Annotated in this window: 18 protein-coding genes; 4 read left to right on the top strand and 14 right to left on the bottom strand. The window is 50.3% G+C overall.

Going from position 1 to position 20,774, the window contains the following annotated elements; translation table 11 throughout:
- Positions 1–33: 33 nt before the first annotated feature.
- Positions 34–924, bottom strand: a complete 891-nt coding sequence (locus LVQ79_RS13620) for a LysR family transcriptional regulator (protein WP_232865375.1) — start codon at positions 922–924, stop codon at positions 34–36.
- A 103-nt stretch (positions 925–1,027) separates the two neighbouring features.
- On the opposite strand from LVQ79_RS13620, the gene LVQ79_RS13625 reads away from it, so the two are divergent.
- Positions 1,028–1,453 carry a CidA/LrgA family protein gene (locus tag LVQ79_RS13625; RefSeq protein ID WP_232865376.1) on the top strand — a complete coding sequence of 142 codons (426 nt, stop codon included), beginning with the start codon at positions 1,028–1,030 and terminating at the stop codon, positions 1,451–1,453.
- Entirely contained in the window at positions 1,446–2,135 is a 690-nt protein-coding gene (locus LVQ79_RS13630) for an LrgB family protein (protein ID WP_232865377.1), read from the top strand. The genes LVQ79_RS13625 and LVQ79_RS13630 overlap by 8 nt, the downstream gene beginning before the upstream one ends.
- Positions 2,136–2,165: 30 nt before the next feature.
- Here LVQ79_RS13630 and LVQ79_RS13635 read toward each other — a convergent pair whose 3' ends face one another.
- Positions 2,166–3,461, bottom strand: coding sequence for a Gfo/Idh/MocA family protein (locus LVQ79_RS13635; RefSeq protein WP_232865378.1), 1,296 nt, complete (start codon positions 3,459–3,461; stop codon positions 2,166–2,168).
- Positions 3,462–3,521: 60 nt separating this feature from the next.
- Here LVQ79_RS13635 and LVQ79_RS13640 point away from each other — a divergent pair, with 60 nt between their 5' ends.
- Positions 3,522–5,078, top strand: a complete 1,557-nt coding sequence (locus LVQ79_RS13640) for a hypothetical protein (RefSeq protein ID WP_232865379.1) — start codon at positions 3,522–3,524, stop codon at positions 5,076–5,078.
- 233 nt (positions 5,079–5,311) lie between these two features.
- On the opposite strand, the gene actP is transcribed toward LVQ79_RS13640, so the two are convergent.
- The 4 genes from actP to fdhF all read right to left on the bottom strand — a co-directional run bounded on the left by actP (position 5,312) and on the right by fdhF (position 11,763).
- Entirely contained in the window at positions 5,312–6,970 is a 1,659-nt protein-coding gene (gene actP / locus LVQ79_RS13645) for a cation/acetate symporter ActP (RefSeq protein ID WP_232865380.1), read from the bottom strand.
- The gene (locus LVQ79_RS13650; protein WP_232865381.1) at positions 6,967–7,281 is read right to left on the bottom strand and encodes a DUF485 domain-containing protein; all 315 of its coding nucleotides are present in this window, start codon (positions 7,279–7,281) and stop codon (positions 6,967–6,969) included. The genes actP and LVQ79_RS13650 overlap by 4 nt, the downstream gene beginning before the upstream one ends.
- 167 nt (positions 7,282–7,448) lie before the next feature.
- Positions 7,449–9,407, bottom strand: coding sequence for an acetate--CoA ligase (gene acs / locus LVQ79_RS13655; protein WP_232865382.1), 1,959 nt, complete (start codon positions 9,405–9,407; stop codon positions 7,449–7,451).
- A gap of 208 nt (positions 9,408–9,615) precedes the next feature.
- Entirely contained in the window at positions 9,616–11,763 is a 2,148-nt protein-coding gene (fdhF, locus tag LVQ79_RS13660; protein WP_232865383.1) for a formate dehydrogenase subunit alpha, read from the bottom strand.
- A gap of 270 nt (positions 11,764–12,033) precedes the next feature.
- Here fdhF and LVQ79_RS13665 point away from each other — a divergent pair, with 270 nt between their 5' ends.
- Positions 12,034–12,768, top strand: a complete 735-nt coding sequence (locus LVQ79_RS13665; RefSeq protein ID WP_232865384.1) for a response regulator transcription factor — start codon at positions 12,034–12,036, stop codon at positions 12,766–12,768.
- A 934-nt stretch (positions 12,769–13,702) separates the two neighbouring features.
- On the opposite strand, the gene LVQ79_RS13670 is transcribed toward LVQ79_RS13665, so the two are convergent.
- From LVQ79_RS13670 to LVQ79_RS13705, 8 genes are all read right to left on the bottom strand, one after another.
- Complete coding sequence (locus LVQ79_RS13670; RefSeq protein WP_232865385.1) at positions 13,703–14,521, bottom strand: fimbrial protein; 819 nt, start codon at positions 14,519–14,521, stop codon at positions 13,703–13,705.
- Positions 14,522–14,811: 290 nt separating this feature from the next.
- Positions 14,812–14,973 (bottom strand): fimbrial biogenesis chaperone, encoded by a 162-nt coding sequence (locus tag LVQ79_RS13675; RefSeq protein ID WP_232865386.1) that lies wholly within the window; start codon positions 14,971–14,973, stop codon positions 14,812–14,814.
- Positions 14,966–15,967 (bottom strand): fimbrial protein, encoded by a 1,002-nt coding sequence (locus LVQ79_RS13680; protein ID WP_232865387.1) that lies wholly within the window; start codon positions 15,965–15,967, stop codon positions 14,966–14,968. Before LVQ79_RS13680 ends, LVQ79_RS13675 begins: the two co-directional genes overlap by 8 nt.
- Positions 15,968–16,005: 38 nt before the next feature.
- Positions 16,006–16,734 (bottom strand): fimbrial biogenesis chaperone, encoded by a 729-nt coding sequence (locus LVQ79_RS13685; RefSeq protein WP_232865388.1) that lies wholly within the window; start codon positions 16,732–16,734, stop codon positions 16,006–16,008.
- A gap of 150 nt (positions 16,735–16,884) precedes the next feature.
- Complete coding sequence (locus tag LVQ79_RS13690) at positions 16,885–17,895, bottom strand: carbohydrate kinase family protein (RefSeq protein WP_232865389.1); 1,011 nt, start codon at positions 17,893–17,895, stop codon at positions 16,885–16,887.
- 155 nt (positions 17,896–18,050) lie between these two features.
- Positions 18,051–18,911: a ketose 1,6-bisphosphate aldolase gene (locus LVQ79_RS13695; RefSeq protein ID WP_232865390.1), complete on the bottom strand. Its 861-nt coding sequence runs from the start codon at positions 18,909–18,911 to the stop codon at positions 18,051–18,053.
- 37 nt (positions 18,912–18,948) lie between these two features.
- Complete coding sequence (locus LVQ79_RS13700; protein ID WP_232865391.1) at positions 18,949–19,632, bottom strand: D-lyxose/D-mannose isomerase; 684 nt, start codon at positions 19,630–19,632, stop codon at positions 18,949–18,951.
- A 188-nt stretch (positions 19,633–19,820) separates the two neighbouring features.
- Complete coding sequence (locus LVQ79_RS13705; RefSeq protein ID WP_232865392.1) at positions 19,821–20,753, bottom strand: ABC transporter substrate-binding protein; 933 nt, start codon at positions 20,751–20,753, stop codon at positions 19,821–19,823.
- Between the last annotated feature and the right edge of the window lie 21 nt (positions 20,754–20,774).

Here is a 20,774-nt window from a genome sequence, read left to right on the forward strand (position 1 = left end):
CCTCTGCAGGGGGAGAGGATTGGAGTGAGGGCGCTATGAACTGACCGGCCAAAACTCCTTACAGCAGGCAATCCATGCCTGCGCACTTTGCGAAATATAAACCCCATCGCGCCAAATCATTGCCAGTTGCCACGTTAAATCGCTGTTTAATGGCAGCCACATCAGCGTATTTTTATCCAGTTTTTGGCAAATAATCTCCGGTAGAATCGCAATCCCTACACCGGCCTGCACCATCGCGGCCAGAAAATCCCACTGACCGCTACGTACCGCAATCCGCGGAGTAAACCCATGCTCCTGGAAGAGCTGAATTAACTGGCGGCTTAACGCGAAATCCTCGTTGTAGATAAGCAGAGGATGTCCGGCAAGCTCTATGGGGTCGATACTTTCTCGTGTGGTCCATGGGCCGGAGCGCGGAACCAGCACACACAGCGGATTATGCAGCAAAGGTAACGAGCAGAAAGTGTGGTGCTCATCTTCAAAAGGCAACGCGGTCATGGCTAAATCCAGCTCGCCATTAAGAACAGCCTGCTGCACCGTTAAACCGCCAAACTCTGAAATCTTTAATTCAACACCTGGATAGCGCTGGCGATATAGGCTAATTGGCCCTGCCATCATGGTGCCGACCATCGGTGGAATACCAAGGCGCAACACGCCTTTGTTGAGATGGTTGATATCACCAAGTTCGGCTTCCAACTGGCGAAATTCCGCCAAAATGGTTAATCCTCGTTGATAAACCACCTCCCCGGTATCAGTCAGTAATAGTTTGCGGCCATCACGAATAAGCAGAGTACAACCCAGCTCATCTTCGAGGTTACGCAGCATCTTGCTTATGGTCGGCTGGGTGACGAACATCTTTTGGGCCGCACGGGTAAAACTTTGCTGGCGAACCACTTCAACAAAATAACGTAGCGTCCTGATGTCCATAATTATTCCTGTTGACTATACCTGTGATGATTTTAATTCATTTCTATCGTTGAAGTGAGCTAACTATAATTACAAGCTCACATTTCTTTGGAGTGCCAATCTCATGGCCCTGGCGTTACGTGGTTTTACGCCTGTTCTTTTCCGCCGTATTCAGGTGCCGGTGCAAGTTGCGCTTTACGCAGGATTGTTCATTCTCGCCCAACAGTTGGTTGACTGGTGGCATTTACCGCTCCCTGCAAATCTCGTGGGAATGGTGCTATTGCTGGCATTGATCGTCTGCCGAGTGGTACCGCTAAAGTGGGTTCGTGCGGGTTCCCGCTGGTTATTAGCTGAAATGCTGCTGTTCTTTGTGCCCGCCGTGGTCGCGGTGGTGAACTATGCCGAATTACTGATGGTAGATGGCTGGCGTATCTTCATCGTGATTGCCATCAGCACTTCACTGGTACTGGGTGCTACTGCGCTGGTGGTGGATAAAGTTTATCGTTATGAGCTGGCGCGAAATGCTCGCAGGCAGGCTCGTGGTGAGTAACTTTCAGCTGAGTTTGCTGTGCCTGGTTATTACCCTTGGGCTCTATTTTGCCAATAAAAAACTCTATCGTCGCTTTCGAAAATTGCCTCTGATGCCGTTGATTTTAACGCCGGTATTGTTGGTGGCGATGTTAGTTTTTGGTCATATCTCCTATCAAAATTATATGGGCGAAGCGCACTGGTTATTGTGGCTGCTTGGCCCGGCGACTATCGCCTTTGCAGTGCCGGTTTATGACAATCTAAATGTGATTAAACGCCACTGGATGTCGCTTTCGGCGGGGGTTATCACCGCCACTGTTGTTGCGGTAACCAGTTCGGTTTGGCTGGCGCGTTTATTTACTTTGCCCGATGAAATTCAACGTAGCCTGGCGGTACGTTCGATTACCACACCCTTTGCATTAGCCGCAGCCAAACCACTCGGCGGGCAGCCGGAGTTGGTGGCGTTATTTGTGGTAGTGACAGGCGTGTTTGGTATGGCGGTGGGCGACGTGCTGTTTTTGCGCCTCGCCATTCGTGAAGGAATGGCAAAAGGCGCGGGTTTTGGTGCCGCTTCTCACGGCGCTGGCACCGCACGTTCCTACGAACTTGGCCCGCAGGAAGGTGTGGTCGCCAGTTTAGTGATGATGTTTTCCGGTGTGGTGATGGTGCTGATCGCGCCGTTGCTAAGCTGGTTGATGTTTTAATACTGGCTGGCTAATCCACCCAGTAAGCGCTTACTTACTTTTCAGTCTTGAAACCAACTCAAACTCTTTAAACCAAACCGGGCGCTGTTGCTGCATTGAAATATTCCCGGCGATACCGGTCAAAATCGACATCGCCCCCGCGCGGTGATCGGCGGCGCGCTTTAACGGGTCGTTGCTCGGCTCGCCAAACAAATCGGCCAACATCGCGTTGTCGCCACCGCCGTGGCCGCCCGCGCCAATACTGAAGTCGGCTTTGTAAGGTGCGGCGAACATCGGGAACACGGTGATATCGCAGCTTTCCAGACTGCCTTCGTTTTCACGGTCGCCACCCGCATTCACATAAGACATTTCCACCAGTTTCATCTCAAGCCGCCCGCGGCTGCCGTTGAACACCACATTCAGCCCTTCCCACGGCAAAAACGCATTAAGCGAATAGGTCATCTGTACCTGGTTTTGGTACTTCACCAGCACGGATAACGTGTCTTCGATGTTGATTCCATCGCTGAAAACACTCTGGTCGCGGTAGTAGTTATCTTCATGCTCCGCATCCAGATACAGCGCTTTGAGCTGTTCGTTTTCTCCCATATGCAGCGCAAACGGGTCATCTTTCGCCGCAGCAAAGCCATGAGCTCGAGGATAAAACTGTGCCACTCCGCGTTTTTCCGCATTCTCTTTGCCATAAAAACGCAAACCGCCTTCGGCATAAACACGTTCCGGATAACTGCCCAGCCAGAAGTTCATCAGGTCAAAATGGTGGGTCGATTTGTGCACCAGCAGGCCGCCGCTGTTGCGTTTTTCGCGGTGCCAGCGGCGGAAATAATCTGCGCCATGCTCGGTGTTCAGCAGCCATTCGAAATGCACTGAAAACACCTCGCCGATGGTTTCTTCCATCAGCAACTCGCGGATTTTGCTGTGATGCGGTGCGTAACGATAGTTAAATGCCACGCGCACCTGGCGACCCGTTTCTTCGATGGCGTCGAGAATGCGCAAAGCGCGTTGCTCATCAATCGTCATCGGTTTTTCGGTAATCACATCACAACCGGCATGCAGTGCACGCACGATGTAATCGTCATGGGTGCGGTCCATAGTGGTGACGATGATAATATCCGGGCGCGTCTCGCGGATCATGGTTTCAAAATCCGCCGCTTTCCAGGTTGATACCTGCGCTGCACCTGCATTGCTCAACAGTTTATTGGCGTAATTCATGCGCGTCTGGTTGGTGTCGCAAAATGCCACCAGTTGCGAATTCTCTTTCCATTTACCGCTGATGGCTTCGATATATAAACCAGCGCGTCCGCCAGTGCCCACTAATGCATATTTTTTCATAATGTCCTCATTCATGAAGTCATGGTATTTTTGATAAATTCGTTATTTCCGGTAATTCAGATGAAATTGGTTCCGCATCAATTAATGGAGTTAAACAGCCCGTTTATTTGGCACTGGCCGTGGTTTATTTCCTGTGTTAATGCTGCCAAAGAGCATGGTTTTACGGGCATTATTCTTCATCAGCAGGAATTACTTTCGTTACTTGCCATTCCGTCACCACTTAGTTACCGGCATGACGTTGAAAACCTTATTCACCAACAAAAAAATGCCCTGCAATATTTAAAAAAAGTCAGCGTTTATTTGCAGGAAAATAATCTCAGCTTCTGGCTACAAGGCGAAGCCGCTCCCACCGATGACATCATCAGGCGTAAATTTCCGGAGTTTTCGTTTGATGAGCGCAGCACGCCCGATTTCTGGCAGCAGTTTTATTCGTCGATTTTGTCCCAATTACTGCCGTTATTACCGCACCTTGGCGGCCTGATATTAAGCCTGACCACGCCGCAGTTTCAGACTGAGGGCTGGCAGCAAAGTCTGCATCAAGTCTGGAGCCTGTTACGTGCCCAGGGTAAAAAACTCATCCTGCGTGATTTCATTGATACCAGTTGGCCTCGCCAGCAGCTTTCCCGTGTACTCTCGGGCCTGCCGGATGATGTTCGCGCGTCCATTAAAGCCACCGAACTGGATTACCATCCCGGCTTTGCCAACCATCCACATATTGTCTCGCTCACCGGCCATAAAAAGTGGATCGAATACGATCTTTGGGGCACCGGTTACGGCTGGACGATCCTGCCGTGTTTCCTGGCTGATGAGATCCAGGGGCGTCTGAGTTGGGCAACCAGCCTCGTTGACCACAATATTGAAACCATCACCTCGCGAGTTTCGTGGCAGTGGCTGCCAGATGGCCTGACGATGGATTCTGCCAACGCCATAAATCTTATTGGTTTGAGCCATGCTAACCAGGCTCAACCGGCAAACACCATCGACACCTGGATTGAGCAGCAAAAACTCGGCTTTCGCAGCAAGTCCGACCGCCAGCGATTTAGTGCGCTGTACGCATCGAGCTACGACTGGCTTTGCAAAACGCCGAATCTTCTGGGCCGTCGGATGCACTACCAAAGCCAGATCCCGGAAAGCTACGCTCAGGCCCAGCAACTCCTGCATACGGATATTCGCAGCGCTAACTGGGCTCAGGCTTTTCAACCGTTATTCCCGACTGACGATCCTCTACTTGGTGCTGAACAACGCCAGCTGATCGGGCTTGAAAAAGAGAGTGCCCATTTCCTTGCAACCTCGGCCTTGCATCAACTGCGCGAGCTGCGCATCACTTGCCACAACGACACACTGGAGTGCCTCGAAGCGGCCTGGCGCAATGCTGAAATGTACGGCCAGTTGTTCTCGCAGGTGGCATTTGCCGTCAGCAGCCTGCAAATCAGTGAACACTATGGCGATACAGCTCAGGTGGTAAAAACTGCGGTTTCGCACCGGGAAACATTACTGCGTTTTGCCGATACGCTTGAGCGCTGGGCTGATTCGCCACCGCCTGGGAGTCCGCACTACGTCTCGTTGTTGTTGAATGCCGAACGGCTACGCGGATTTGCAGGTAGCTTGTTGGGATAATCATAAGAAGGTGGATGAGGGTTGTCGTGCAAGAAGATGTGAGTGCGACGTGGCTGAAGCAAACAATGGCTGAATTCGCGAGAAGCCTCCCAAAATGGAGAAGTTCTCTGTGATGCTTATCACGTGTTGCGAGCAATAAACTGTGAGTAGCGGCACGTAGCGCAGGGGAAAGTGTGAGATGAAACGGAGAAGAAATTTCCCGACTCGAACGAGCCGGGAACGGATAACGCTAATCAGTGTGCACGGCCTTGTTCAATGCCAATCCCGGTCTGGGAACGGATGAACTGAGCACGGAATTTCTCACGTTCGAGATTGCCTTCCGGGCTGTTATCGGTTGCTGAGAACACCCAAATCCCCACGAACGCCACCAGAATCGAGAACAGCGCTGGGTATTCATACGGGAAGATTGCCGTTGCGTGTCCAAGAACCTGAACCCAAACGGTTGGGCCAAGGATCATCAGGATAACCGCTGTCAGCAAGCCGAGCCAGCCGCCAATCATCGCGCCGCGTGTGGTCAGTTTTGACCAGTACATGGAGAGCAGAATAATTGGGAAGTTACAGCTCGCCGCAATGGAGAACGCAAGGCCAACCATGAAGGCGATGTTTTGGTTCTCGAACAAAATCCCAAGGCCGATTGCCACCACGCCCAGTATCACAACGGTGATTTTCGACACTCTCAGCTCATCACGCTCAGATGCCCCTTTACGGAACACGTTAGCGTAGAGGTCATGGGAAACTGCAGATGCACCCGCAAGCGTTAAACCGGCAACCACCGCAAGAATGGTGGCGAAGGCAACTGCCGAGATAAAGCCTAAGAACAAGCTACCACCCACAGCATCAGCCAGGTGAACCGCTGCCATGTTGTTACCGCCAATCAGTGCGCCAGCAGCATCTTTAAAGGCTGGGTTTGCACCCACCAACATGATTGCGCCAAAGCCGATGATAAAGGTCAGGATGTAGAAATACCCCATGAAACCGGTGGCATACAGCACGCTTTTACGCGCTTCGCGGGCATCGCTCACAGTGAAGAAGCGCATCAATATATGTGGCAAACCGGCGGTACCAAACATCAAACCTAACCCCAGCGACAGCGCCGATATCGGGTCTTTCACCAGCCCGCCTGGGCTCATAATCGCCACTCCTTTCGGGTGCACCGCAATCGCTTCAGCGAACAGGTTGTTGAAGCTAAAGCCGACGTGTTTCATCACCATAAAGGCCATGAAACTTGCGCCGAACAGCAACAACACGGCTTTGATGATTTGCACCCACGTAGTCGCCAGCATGCCGCCGAACAATACGTACATCACCATCAACACGCCAACCAGCACCACCGCAACGTGGTAGTTCAGGCCAAATAGCAGCTGGATAAGTTTGCCCGCGCCCACCATCTGGGCAATCAGGTAAAGTGCCACTACCACCAGAGAGCCGCAGGCCGACAGAATGCGAATCGGTCCTTGTTTCAGACGATACGAAGCCACATCAGCAAAGGTATATTTGCCGAGGTTTCTCAGGCGTTCTGCAATCAGGAACAGGATAATTGGCCAGCCGACTAAAAAGCCTAGCGAATAAATCAGGCCGTCGTAACCCGAGGTGAATACCAGCGCCGAAATACCGAGGAACGACGCGGCGGACATATAGTCGCCCGCAATCGCCAGGCCATTCTGGAAGCCAGTGATATTGCCGCCCGCGGTGTAGTAATCGCTACGCGTGCGGGTTCGTTTTGACGCCCAATAGGTAATACCCAACGTAAAGGCGACAAAAATCACGAACATGATAATTGCCTGCCAGTTCGTGGGCTGGCGTTGTACCGCCCCCGTAATCGCATCCGCAGCAAACGCGGAGGCTGGCAGGCTTAGCAGCGGTGCGGCAGCAAGGCCGAGAAGACGTTTCATGATACCTTCACTTCGCGCAGCACAGCGTTATTCAGGCGGTCAAATTCGCCGTTCGCCCGCCAGACATAAATGCCTGTCAGGAAGAAGGAAATCAGTATCACGCCAACACCAATAGGAATGCCGCGCGTCACGGTTGTGCCTGCGTGTAAAGGCGTACCCAGCCAGCCTGGCGCGAAGGCAATTAGCAGGATAAAGCTGATATAAATCACCAGCATGATGATGGACAAAATGGTGGCAAACCGTTGCCGTTTAGCGACTAACTCCCTGAAATGCGCACTGTCTTCTATCCGTTGATAAATGGATTCATTCATCACACAGTCTCCACAGGTATGGTTGGTTTTTTTATAATTCCCTCATACCGGCTGAAACGGCGTAGGGGGGATAAGCGAAGCGTCATCCACCTTAAAAACGGTGGCGGATGACGTTGCACTTATCCGCCCTACAACAGAAAGTGAGAGGGCAGAGCACATCAAGAATGTTACGAAGGCATGGTAATTGATTGTTTTTCTTCCAGTAACTTCTCAACAACGCCCGGATCGGCAAGCGTTGAAGTATCACCAAAGTTACTGGTATCGCCGGCGGCAATTTTGCGCAAAATGCGGCGCATAATTTTGCCGGAACGGGTTTTCGGTAGTGAATCTGTCCAGTGCAAAATATCCGGGGTAGCAAGCGGGCCAATCTCTTTACGCACCCAGTTGCGCACTTCGGTATACAGCTCCGGCGTCGGCTCTTCACCGTGATTTAGCGTTACATACGCATAAATCGCCTGGCCTTTAATGTTATGCGGAATGCCGACAACGGCTGCTTCGGCGACTTTTGGATGTGACACCAGTGCGGACTCGATTTCTGCGGTGCCCAGGCGGTGACCGGAAACGTTCAATACGTCGTCCACGCGCCCGGTGATCCAGTAGTAACCGTCTTCGTCGCGACGCGCGCCGTCACCACTGAAGTACATATTTTTGAAGGTCGAGAAATAGGTCTGCTCGAAGCGCTCATGGTCGCCAAACAGCGTACGCGCCTGGCCTGGCCATGAATCGGTGATCACCAGGTTGCCTTCTGTTTCGCCTTGTTGTGGATTACCTTCGTTATCTACCAGGGCTGGTTGCACGCCGAAGAATGGGCGCGTGGCAGAACCGGCTTTCAGCTCGGTCGCACCAGGGATTGGGGTAATCATGAAGCCGCCGGTTTCGGTCTGCCACCAGGTATCTACCACCGGGCATTTCTCGTTACCGATTTTCTTCCAGTACCATTCCCACGCTTCCGGGTTAATCGGCTCGCCGACAGAGCCCAGAATACGCAGCGACGAACGGTCAGTGTTTTCGACAGCTTTATCGCCTTCCGCCATCAAAGCGCGAATGGCAGTTGGTGCGGTATAGAGAATATTCACTTTATGCTTATCAACGACTTGCGCCATGCGGTTTGGCGCTGGCCAGTTTGGCACGCCTTCAAACATCAGCGTGATTGCACCACACGCCAGCGGGCCATAAAGCAAATAGCTGTGGCCGGTGACCCAGCCCACATCGGCGGTGCACCAGTACACGTCGCCCGGATGGTAATCAAATACGTATTTAAAGGTGGTTGCGGCGTAAACCAGGTAACCGCCGGTGGTGTGCAGTACACCTTTTGGCTTGCCGGTTGAACCGGAGGTGTAAAGGATAAACAGCGGATCTTCGGCATTCACTTCCACTGGCTGGTGGTGCGCGCTGGCTTTCTCAACCAGCTCGTTCCACCACAGGTCGCGACCTTCATGCCATTCGATATTGCCGCCGGTACGTTTCAGAACCACAACGTGTTCGACAGTTTTGACGCCTGGGTTTTTCAGCGCGTCATCGACGTTTTTCTTCAGCGGAATCGAGCGCCCGGCACGAACGCCTTCATCGGCGGTGATCACCAGTTTGGAGCTGGAATCGATAATGCGCCCGGCCACGGCTTCAGGTGAGAAACCACCGAAAATCACCGAATGCACTGCACCAATGCGCGCGCAGGCCAGCATCGCCACGGCGGCTTCCGGCACCATCGGCATATAAATCGCCACCACATCGCCTTTCTTGATACCTAGTTCCACCAGGGTATTGGCGAAACGGCACACTTCACGATGCAGTTCACGGTAAGTAATGGTTTTACTCTGGGTGGCGTCGTCGCCTTCCCAGATGATCGCTGTCTGATCGCCACGATCTTTCAGGTGTCGGTCCAGGCAGTTAGCGGCCAGGTTTAGCGTGCCGTCTTCATACCATTTGATTGAGACGTTTCCGGGTGCGAAAGAGGTGTTTTTCACCTTTTGGTAAGGCTTGATCCAATCAAGGATCTTGCCTTGCTCACCCCAAAATGCGTCGGGGTCATGTACCGAGTGTTGGTACATGGATTGGTATTGCTCCGGGTTTATCAGGCAGTTGTCCGCAATATTTGCGGGAATGGCGTGTTTATGTATTTGGCTCATGCTTTTTTTCTCCTTTTAGGATGTTAATAATATGTCACATAAACGTTAATCGTAGGGGCCATTGGAAGCTTTGTTTACTTTTTGGGCGACAGATCACGCATTAATTAAATTGTTGAAAATCTAATCAATAAATCCTGTGAGGAGAGGGGCAAAAGGCAAAAAAAAGAGCTGCCAATTGGCAGCTCTTAGGCTTATTTCTTTGGGAAGATTAACCTGCCGCGCTTTCGCGCAAGCTGGCTTTTAGCTTGTTGTACTCGTCAATCACATACTGCTCGGCAGCTTTCTGATCGGCGATCGGCTCGACACGTACGGCGCAGTATTTATACTCCGGCGTTTTAGTAATCGGGCTGAGGTTTTCAGTCACCAACTCGTTACAGGCACCAATCCACCACTGGTAAGTCATATAAACGGCACCTTTATTAGGACGCTCGCTTACATTCGCACGTGTGATGACTCGACCTTTACGTGAATTCACCCAGATTAGCGCTTCATCTTCGATACCCAAACGAGCGGCATCATCGATATGGATTTGCGCATAACCAGGTTCATCCGCAAGGGCTGCCAGTGCCGCACAGTTGCCGGTCATCGAACGGCAAGAGTAGTGGCCGACTTCGCGCACCGTTGAAAGCACCATCGGGTACTCTTCGGTGATTTTGTCGATTGGCGGTGCCCAGTCACAGGTAAAGAACTCACCCAGGCCGTTTTCGCGGTCAAACTTGCCGTCATACAGGAACGAGGTTCCCTGATCGCTTTCAGCAACATCGCGGCAAGGCCACTGGATATAACCCAGCTCGCCCATTTTCTCGTACGTTGCCCCGTAGAAATCTGGGCAAAGGCCGCGCAACTCATCCCAGATTTCCTGGGTGTTGTTGTAGCTCATTGGGTAACCCATACGGGTGGCGATTTCACTGATAATCTGCCAGTCCGTTTTCAGGTCCCACTTCGGCTCAACTGCTTTAAAGAAGCGCTGGAAGCCACGGTCAGCGGCGGTATAAACGCCTTCATGTTCACCCCAGGAGGTGGATGGCAAAATCACATCGGCCGCAGCCGCGGTTTTGGTCATGAAGATGTCTTGTACAATCACCAGTTCCATATCGGCAAACGCCTGACGAACAGCCGAAAGCTCGGCATCCGTTTGCAGCGGATCTTCACCCATAATGTAAGCGGCACGAACTTCGCCATGTGCGACACGGTGAGGGATCTCACTGATGCGATAGCCCGTATGAGCTGGCAGTGAAGGCACGCCCCATGCTTTGGCGAACTTCTCGCGACTCGCTTCATCTTTAACGTACTGGTAGCCAGGATAAGTATCCGGCAGCGCGCCCATATCGCAGGCACCCTGAACGTTGTTCTGACCACGAACCGGGTTAACACCAACGTTCGGTTTACCCAGGTTGCCGGTCATCAGCGCAAGGCTTGTCAGCGAGCGAACAGTTTCCACGCCCTGATAGAACTGGGTTACACCCATGCCCCACAGAATCGTGGCAGTTTTCGCATTCGCGTACATGCGTGCTGCACTGCGAATTTCTGCCGCAGTAACGCCAGTAATTTCTTCAACAGATTCAGGCGTGTAGCCAGCAACAATTTTGCGATACTCGTCGAAACCTTCAGTACGAGAAGCCACGAATGACTGGTCATACAGGTTTTCTTCGATAATCACATGCCCGATTGCGTTAAGCAGGGCGATGTTAGAACCATTTTTTAACTGCAAATGCATATCGGCGATGCGCGCGGTTTCAATTTTACGCGGATCGACAACAATGATTTGCGCCCCTTTTTGCTTGGCGCGAATTACGCGGTTAGCAACGATAGGGTGTGAATCTGCCGGGTTATACCCGAACACAAACACTAAATCGGTATCCTCAATCTCGACGATTGAGTTGCTCATAGCGCCGTTACCGACCGATTGGTGCAGACCTGCAACCGAAGGGCCGTGTCAAACGCGTGCGCAGCAATCGACGTTATTGGTACCAATAACGGCGCGCGCAAATTTCTGCATTACATAGTTAGTTTCGTTGCCTGTACCGCGGGAAGAACCCGTAGTCATGATGGCATCAGAGCCGTGCTTCGCTTTGATTTCGCTCAGGCGAGTACTGACGTAGTTCAGTGCTTCATCCCAGGAAACGTTTTCAAGTTTGCCGCCTTTCTGGCGACGAATCATCGGTGATTTGAGGCGCGGAGTGAGGATTTTAGTATCGTTAATAAAATCCCAGCCGTAGTAACCCTTCAGGCAAAGATCGCCCTGGTTGGTTTTACCTTGAGCCGCTTCCGCCTTGACGACTTTGCCGTTATCGACCACGAGGTTGATTTTGCAACCCGAGGCACAATAGGGGCAAACCGTGACGACTTTTTTCATCAGTGTTGCTCCAGTCATTATTACTTACTTGGAGGTCTATATGCATTATCTATGCCATATAGAAACAGGGGGTATTACGGGTATCTTACGGTGATAAAAGCAACAAAACGCTGACGAAAAACAGGTCATCGTCAAAAGTGACGTGTCGAGCAGGGGAGGGATTGTGACACTGGTTGAATTTTCAGCATGGGCATTTGTGTTTTTCGCGCCACTCCTTCAACAATCACCCACACTTATAATTTCCCAATGCATCCATCGCGGAGTACAACCATGAAACCTGCAATTTTGCTGGTGGATGATGACCAGGCAATCTGTGACGTGCTGCGAGAGGTACTTAATGAGCACGTTTTTGACGTGAGGGTTTGCCACACAGGGAATGAAGCGCTGAAAGTTGTTGCCCAGTTTCCAGAAATTGCGCTGGTATTGCTGGATATGATTTTGCCTGACATTAATGGGCTGCTAGTGTTGCAACAAATTCAGCGCCAACGTCCGGACCTGCCAGTGGTGATGCTGACGGGCCTGGGGAGTGAGTCTGATGTGGTCGTCGGGCTGGAAATGGGGGCCGATGATTACATCGCCAAGCCGTTTAATTCACGTGTTGTTGTGGCGCGAGTCAAAGCGGTGCTGCGCCGCTCTGGCGCGCTGGCGTTAGAAACGACAACCACCAAAACCTGCGGTCTGCATTTCAACGGCTGGCGACTGGATACCGAGCGCTGCCAGCTCTTTAACGCACAATCGGAGCAGGTTGATCTCACCCAAGGGGAATACGGCTTACTGCTGGCGTTGATGCAGAATTCACGCAGAGTATTGTCGCGTGAAAGGTTGTTAGAACTGACCCACAGCGAAAGCCTCGAAGTCTTCGACAGAACTATAGATGTGCTGATTATGCGGCTCCGTAAAAAAATAGAGCCGAACCCGCATCAACCGGCATTAATCCGGACTATACGCGGTGTGGGATATGTATTTTCGGCCGATGTTATTCAGGCGGAGCATAATGCGGCTTAATACCCGTCATAGTTCAAGCCGCCTCTTTTTGGCTACGCTCCCTCACGCTCGGCACCATTCAGCCCCTTCAGGGGCTTTTTTTGTCTCTGCTGCCCGACAACACCCTCATTCTCAAAGCCCGCTTTCAGAAATACTGACTACATAAACATGTAATAAAAAACAGTGTTGACATAGCAGGAAAAAAACGTAAATTAGAGTTTAACGGCGGTGTGATAGATATATTGCCGTTAGGTTTAAAAGTATTAAATACGTCAATGAAACATGAAGTGTAAGTAAAAATCGCGATGATGTAAGGCTTTGTTTTTCATGTGTTATGGGTTCGCGAAAGCATTGAACTGCAATGGTTTAAATATCGCGAAAGACGTAAAGCCACGCATCAAAAGTATATATCGCGAAATGGGGAATGTACGAGGTCAAATAAGTTTTCCTTGATCTTGTTTTAAACCGATAACGTAGGGGGGAATGATCGAAACCCGATATTATCTGTAAGAACTTGTGCATTTAAAGTAGTACCAAATAGCAGTAAAAATCCACTAAGTATCTTAATGTTAAATCCTAAGTTAGCAGTACCTTAAAAGCCCTGACTACTACAGTCAGGGCTTTTATCGTTTACGGCTCCTGAACGCCTGACATTGACCATAACGTCTTATTACATGCTCCAATGAAAAAGCCCGCGATAGCAGGTTATTTGTCTGTGGGGAGCATTCGTTCGCGGGCGGTGCGACCTGCACCGGTAAGCTGTGCACCAGAACGCGCTTTTAAATCGTCATCGATGCGGATGTTCAGAGTTGCCATATATGCGGCCCTCGTTGTGATTACATTTGTATACACATGGTGTAAGCAACAACGGAGTAAGAGGCAAATCCCCCCCACGCAAAGACCGCTTATTCGTTACTGTTACTGCAACATAATAGGGAAAGATGCCGCTATAAGGCTATTCATACCACATCTCAAACTCCACGGTGGTGCTCGCTGTACCTACTTCGACATCTCCAACGTCGCGTGTGCGGATATAGCACGCTTTCATCGGAATTGTGTAGTTGCCACCGCTAGTGCTATAGCCTGTGAGAGCAGTTTTCGTGTTAAAGGTTACATTGTTGCCATTGTCGTACATTACCTGAATACCTAGACCTTTAGCTGTGGAACTGCTGTCCAGAGTAAGGTATTGGTTATTCCCGGTACCGACGAGGCTCACACCGGGTGCAGGCTTAAACAAGTAACTCACTTTGGTAATGCCGCTAGGGCAGTTATTAATCTTGAAATCAAAAGACTTGGTTGGACTGGTAGCATTCTTTATAAATATACCTCTATCGTGAGTGCCAAGATTGACCGGGAAATTCGGCGTTTCACAGGCATATGCTGTAATGTCGGCAGATCCATTCCAGTTCAATACATTATATCTGGCGCCACCAGCGGTGCTTGCTGTTGTATTCATCCAGGCTTCAACGGTAACAGGTATTGTATACGTGCCTGTTTGAATGGGACCAATGATATAGTACTGCATTTTTATATTAGTAATAAATGCATTCCCATTATAATTATCAGACCCAGGGTAATACCATTTCGTAAGGTCATTACCTACTACGACGGTCCCCTTAAAATCATCCCATACTTTGATACCAATTCCGGGCACATTCGTTTTGTAAACGTCAGGAATATCTGAAGGCTCTAGTGGCGCGCCAAATTTCAGATAGGTGTTTGCTGCTCCTCCTGTGCAGATCACGTGCACTGAGGATCCTGCAGAAATAGACATCACGGAACCTATTGGGCCTCGTGTTGTTATATCTCGCGGCATCTTGAAGGTTTGTTTTGGGCTTGTCACCGTGTAGCTAGAAGTTGAACTACTACAACCCGCCCAACTTATTGAGCTTAATGAAGACAGTCCCCAAAACATTATTAGTGTGGCTAACTGCTTTTTATTCATTTTTATCATCTCAATAAAAAATAGGGATATTAAATATCAACGGCGGTAATCAGCTTCATTTGTTTTAAAACCACCCAAATCGTCAATTGTGATAAATTCTATTTTTGATGCTGTGGATGCTACTGCGGTGTGGTGGCATTATTTGTCACACCGAGCGAGGTCTCAGAGTTCTCAACCGGGTAGAACAGCCGAGTACTGTGGATAAAAACACCCACCTGCGCTGAACTGAGAACCAGTAATTCAAGCATAATAGGGAAAGATGCCGCCATAAAGCTATTCATACCACATCTCAAACTCTGCCGTAGAGCTCGCAGTACCGACTTCTACATCTCCAACGTCGCGTGTGCGGATATAGCGCGCTTTCATAGGAATTGTGTAGCTACCACCGCTAGTGCTATAGCCTGTGAGAGCAGTTTTAGTGTTAAAGGGCACGTTGTTGCCATTTTCGTACAATACTTGAATGCCAAGCCCTTTGGCTGTGGAACTGCTATCCAGAGTAAGGTATTGGTTATTCCCGGTACCGACTATATTCACCCCTGGTGCAGGCTTAAATAAGTAACTCACTGTAGCAATGCCGGTCCCACAGTTATTAATTTTAAAATCAAAAGACTTGGTTGGACTGGTAGCGCTGCGTATAAATATACCTCTATCGATAGTGCCAAGATTGACATCGATATTCGGGGTTTCACAGGCGGCTGCTGTAACATCGGCAGTTCCACTCCAGTTCAATATGTTATATCGGGCCGCGCCGACAGTACTAGCACTCGCTGTCGTATTTGCCCAGGCTTCAACGATAATATTACTCGGAAATGAAACCGTACCCGTTTCAACAGGGCCAATGATGTAGTACTGCATTTTTATGCCAGTAAGCCAGGCTGTCCCACCATAACCGCTGCCAGTAGAGACGTTGTACCATTTTTGAAGATCATTGCTTACTACGAGAGTCCCTTGAAAATCATCCCATACTTTGATGCCGATTCCGGGCACATTCGTTTTGTAAACCCCGGGAGTATTTGAAGGCTCTAATAACGTACCAAATTTCAGATAGGTGTTTGTTGCTCCTCCTGTACATGTTATGACCACGCCAGGCCCATTACTGATAGACATTACGGTACCTATCGGGCCGAGCGCTTTATTGCGTGCAACGGTGATGGTTTGTTTCGGGCTCGTTATCGTGTAGTTAGAAGTTGAACTACTACAACCCGCCCAGCTCAATGAACTTAATGAAAACATCACAAAAAAAATCATAAGTGTGGCTAACTGCTTTTTATTCATTTTTATTATCTCAATAAAAACCGCAGGCATAGGAAATATCAACGCCGGTAATCAGCTTCATTTGTTTTAAAACCACCTAAATCGTCAATTGTGATAAACACTATTTTTGATGCCGCAGACGCTACAGGTTTATTAACAGGAAAAAGCTTTTTCCCTTTAGCCGGGCACATACCGTTATTGTTAACCTCAGCATTTTCAGCTTCATTTTTGAACCTGACATTGCTGATGGAGACGTTATATGCAGAGGGGTTTATACATTCGAGGTTAAAGCCGCTTCCATTCTGGATTAAACGCCAGGTCAGGGTGGCGGGCGCTCCGTCCGGTGAGCCAGTTAACCCCTTCGGGCGGAAAAAAATCTTTAAGCGGGAGCGCACGGAAAATTTCAAATAACTGTCTATCGTGTCTTTATTTACATTTGGTTTTGGCTGTATTTCTAATATGTTAAGCCAGAATACCGATTCGCGATCTTTTGGGACGTTACCGCCGGTGAAGACAATTCGCAGCGACTGCCCCTGGCCGGGATTTATGCGAAAAATGGGGGGGGTGACCACAAAAGGGACTGACACCGTTTCTGGGGAGGCATTGGAATCGCCGTCATCAATCCAGGACTGGATTAAACGGGGTGTGGTGGCATTATTTGTCATGCCGAGTGTGACTTCAGGAGAGTCTGCCGGGTAGATAACCCGCGTACTGTTGATAAGAATGCCAGCATGAGCAGAACTGATAAATAGTAATAAACCAAATAAGCCAATAGAATAAATATTCATAACTTTCTTCCCGGAAATTCATCCATAGCCAACCATCCTATGGAGGATAATTTAAGCGGTCAACAATTCAACCCGTGATAGAGAGTACTTGACTGTATTTGAGGTATAATCTTAATTATTAATTGGTTGAATGTATTTTATTTATTTGATTTATATTTTGTATTCATTGATAAAACTCTGTAATTCTGCCAAGGGCTTAGCGCCATCAATTGCATTTGCACATAATAAATTTGCACGCGCGCAGGCGTGAGCTAATTTCAGGCTATCGACCAGCGACCATTTTTCATGGCAGCCATATAATATTCCGGCACAGAAAGCATCACCCGCACCGACGCTGCCGATAATTTCCGTTTGAGTTAATCTGAATGACGGCACCCACACGCCTTCCATGCCTGGTTCAACGCCCCAGGCACCTTCTGGACAGTGGATTACCACTCGTTGCCGAACGCCCGAATCCAGCAGCAAAGCCGCTGCCTGGGCGATATTTTCGATATGCGGATCGCCATTCGAACGGCGGATTTCCAACCCACTAAATTCACCGGCTTCGAGTTCATTGATCACCAGGTAATCCAGCCAACGCAGGGCAGGGAGCACCATAGGACGATAGCGAGGGTCGCCCTGGCGGGAGACTAAATCAAGTGAGGTTTCATATCCCTGTTGCGCCATCTGCGCCAGCAAACGTGCGCTGCGCGTGCCGTATTCTGCATCCTCCATATCCAGGCTATCGAGCAGCAATAAATAACCGAGATGGAAGATTTTGAATGACGACTCAAGACGGTCAAAGGCGGGTAAGTCGAGCAGGCGATTAGCACCTGGCGAGTGGAAAAACGTGCGCTGCCCGCTCGGGTCAGTCATCACCTGAGACATTGATGTTGGCGCAAAAGTAGTACGGTGCACATGCTGGCGATTGACATGATACTGATCCAACATTGCCATAATGTAATCGCCGTCGTGGTCGTCACCCACCAGGCCTACTGCCTGAAGCGGCAGCCCGACATGCATTTTGGCTAAAGTCAGCAATACGTTTAACGGCGCACCGCCGGTCGATCGTTCACTGTGAACGATTTCTGCAAGCCAACCACGCTGTGGCCACTGCACAATTTGATGCACATGGTCGACCAACATATTTCCGGCGGCAATAATCCCGCTGCGCTCTGTCATAACCTTTCCTTAAGAGCCTAACCCATTAGGCTATCTTATTTGTTCGTTTGGTCCTGGGCTGTGCTCAAAATCCTCACGTACTACGTGTACGCTGCGGTTTTTCCGCGCAGTCCGAGCCCAAACGATCTGCAACAATTACGCCTACTGGGATAGGCTCACGCCTTGTCCGAACTGCCAAAAATCCGCATCTGTTGTGCGACGACATCCGTAATCGCCTCTTCAATGCCCAGCAATAACTCGGCGAATTCGTCATAAATGGCGTGACGTTGATTCATGCGCTGCTCAATGGCACCCAACGCGGCCTGTGACATGCCGGTATAGAAATTAATTTTGTGGATACCAAGCGTGATCGCTTTTCTGAAATCTTCGTCACTAATGCCGGAACCGCCATGTAGCACCAGTGGTATGCCCGTTTGGCTACGAATCGCGGCCAGGCGGTCGAAATCGAGTTTCGGTTCGCCTTTGTATTTTCCGTGCGCGTTACCGATGGCGACGGCCAGCGTGTCGATACCGGTGCTGTCGACAAAATCGCGTGCCACTGCCGGGTCGGTAAACTTGTTGCTATCGGCTTCGCCATACAATGCGCCGCCTTCATCACCGCCCACGGCCCCCAATTCAGCTTCAACCGAGACACCTACAGCGTGGCACATCTTCACCACTTCGCGGGTCTGGCGAATGTTCTCTTCATATTCAAGTGTAGAACCATCGAACATGACTGAGCTAAAACCGAGGCGTAAAGCGCGAACTACCGCTTCAAAGTGCAGGCCGTGATCGAGATTGAGCACCACCGGAATATCGTGGCGAGCCGCTTCGAATTTGACCGCTTCGACCAGAGAATCCAGCGAGACATACTTAAAATGGACTTCGGCAATATTGATGATAAACGGTGAGTTTTCCTGCCTTGCCGCGGCAAACAAGGCGCGCAGAAAGTGGCTGTCGAGAACGTTAAAAGCCCCTAATGCGTAGCCATTGGCGCGTGCATGAGCCAGTCCATGTGCGAGTGATATCAAAGCCATAATAGTTTCCCCTGGTGTTGGAAAATAGGGTTGGAAATTAAAAGTGCTGGCGATATTCGTTGCACAGCAACTGCCGCGCAGGTGCGTCTTCAACGATGGAATTAAAGCGCTCAAGCGGTTTGAGGAAACGGTTGTCGCGATCGTCGTCATTGACCATCGACACTTCCCCAACCAGCACGTCGCCATACCCTGGCTCGCCCCAAAAACTGTGGTAAATACCGGGCACCAGACAAATGCTCTCGCCGGGTGAGAGACGCAGTTGGCTGCCCGCCGCGTGTGTCTGGCAGCAGCCATCAATGCTCACCGTGACATCACTCTCTTCGGTCTGTTCGAACTGGTCAGAATTCCACAACTCGACAATTAAATTACCGCCGCCGCGATTGATAATGTCTTCGCGTTTGCGCCAGTGAAAATGCATCGGCGTGAGCTGCCCTTCGCGGACGTGCATGATTTTTTCGGCATAGCATTTGGCATACGGTGTGCCGTCGGGCGAGCCATTACGCAGCGTGAATAGCGTCAGCCCCTGAGCCAGAAAATCATTGCCGCCGAAGGCCGTCACATCCCAACCGAGTTTCAAATCAAATACTTCCTGCCAGATTTGTTTATCCACCTGCTGCCATTTCGCCAGCTCAAAAGAGGCGAAAGGGGGTAGATGAACGTCGTGCTGCATAAAGAAATGGCGTGTCTGGGAGAGGATTTGGTTTACTTCGGAGCGTTTCATTTTCCCTCCTTTTACCCGTCATACTTCAAGTTGCAGGGGTGTTGGCTACGCTCACTTACCCCAGTCACTTACTTATGTAAGCTCCTGGGGATAAGCTCGCTTGCCGCCTACCTGCAACTCGAATTATTTAGGGTAAATATGCATTCCATAACCCGAAGGATTATTCACCTACGAGTTTGGAAAATCGGTTATTTCACCGTCCAACCCTTATACGTGCCGATATTGTTTTTATCGATCATGGTTACCGGGATCAGCACCGGCTCTTTAGGTGCAGGTTTGCCTTGCAGAATGTCGTAGCCAATCTCCACCGCTTTTGCCGCCATCACCTGCGGGTCTTGGGCAGGCGTTGCCACAAACAGCGTATTCCCGCCGCGTTTCAGGGCTTCTTCGGCATCCGGGCTGCCATCCACGCCAACGATAAAGAACTCGTTACGCTGGGCTTGTTTTGCTGCCAGATCGGCACCGATCGCTGTCGGATCGTTGATCGCAAACACGCCGTCGATCTTCGGGTTTGCAGCAAGCAAAGACGTCATCACCTCAAGGCCACCTTCGCGGCTGCCTTTGGCATTCTGGTTAGAAGAAAGGACCTTGATATCCGGATGCTTTTTAAATTCGGTCTGGCAGCCTTCGACACGGTTCTGCACCGCAGAAACTGGAGGTCCGTTGATGATCACCACATTGCCTTTGTTTTTCAGGCGATCCGCAATGTACTTACAGGCCATTTCACCCGCCTGAGTGTTGTTCGAGGTGATCGTTGCATCTGCACCTTCCGCTGCCACGTCAACCGCAACTACCACGATCCCGGCATCTTTCGCACGTTTCACTGCCGGGCCGATCCCTTTAGAGTCCGCCGCGTTCAGAATGATCATGTCCACTTTCGCGGCAATAAAGTTATCGATTTGCGACACCTGCTGGCCGAGATCGTAACCGCTGGAAACCAGCGTCACTTTCACGTTATCACCGGCAAGTTTACGGGCTTCAAGCTCGGCACCTTTGGTAATCTGTACGAAGAATGGGTTGGCGAGGTCGCCCACCGTCACCCCGATGGATTTCAGCTCTTTTGCCTGAACAAAAGGAACAGCGGCAATCATGAGTGCAGCAGCTAGTAGCTTTAAACGCATGGTGTTTTCCTCACATAGGGT

The organism is Buttiauxella cochleicola (assembly GCF_021282405.1).
Classification (GTDB): Bacteria; Pseudomonadota; Gammaproteobacteria; order Enterobacterales; family Enterobacteriaceae; genus Buttiauxella; species Buttiauxella massiliensis.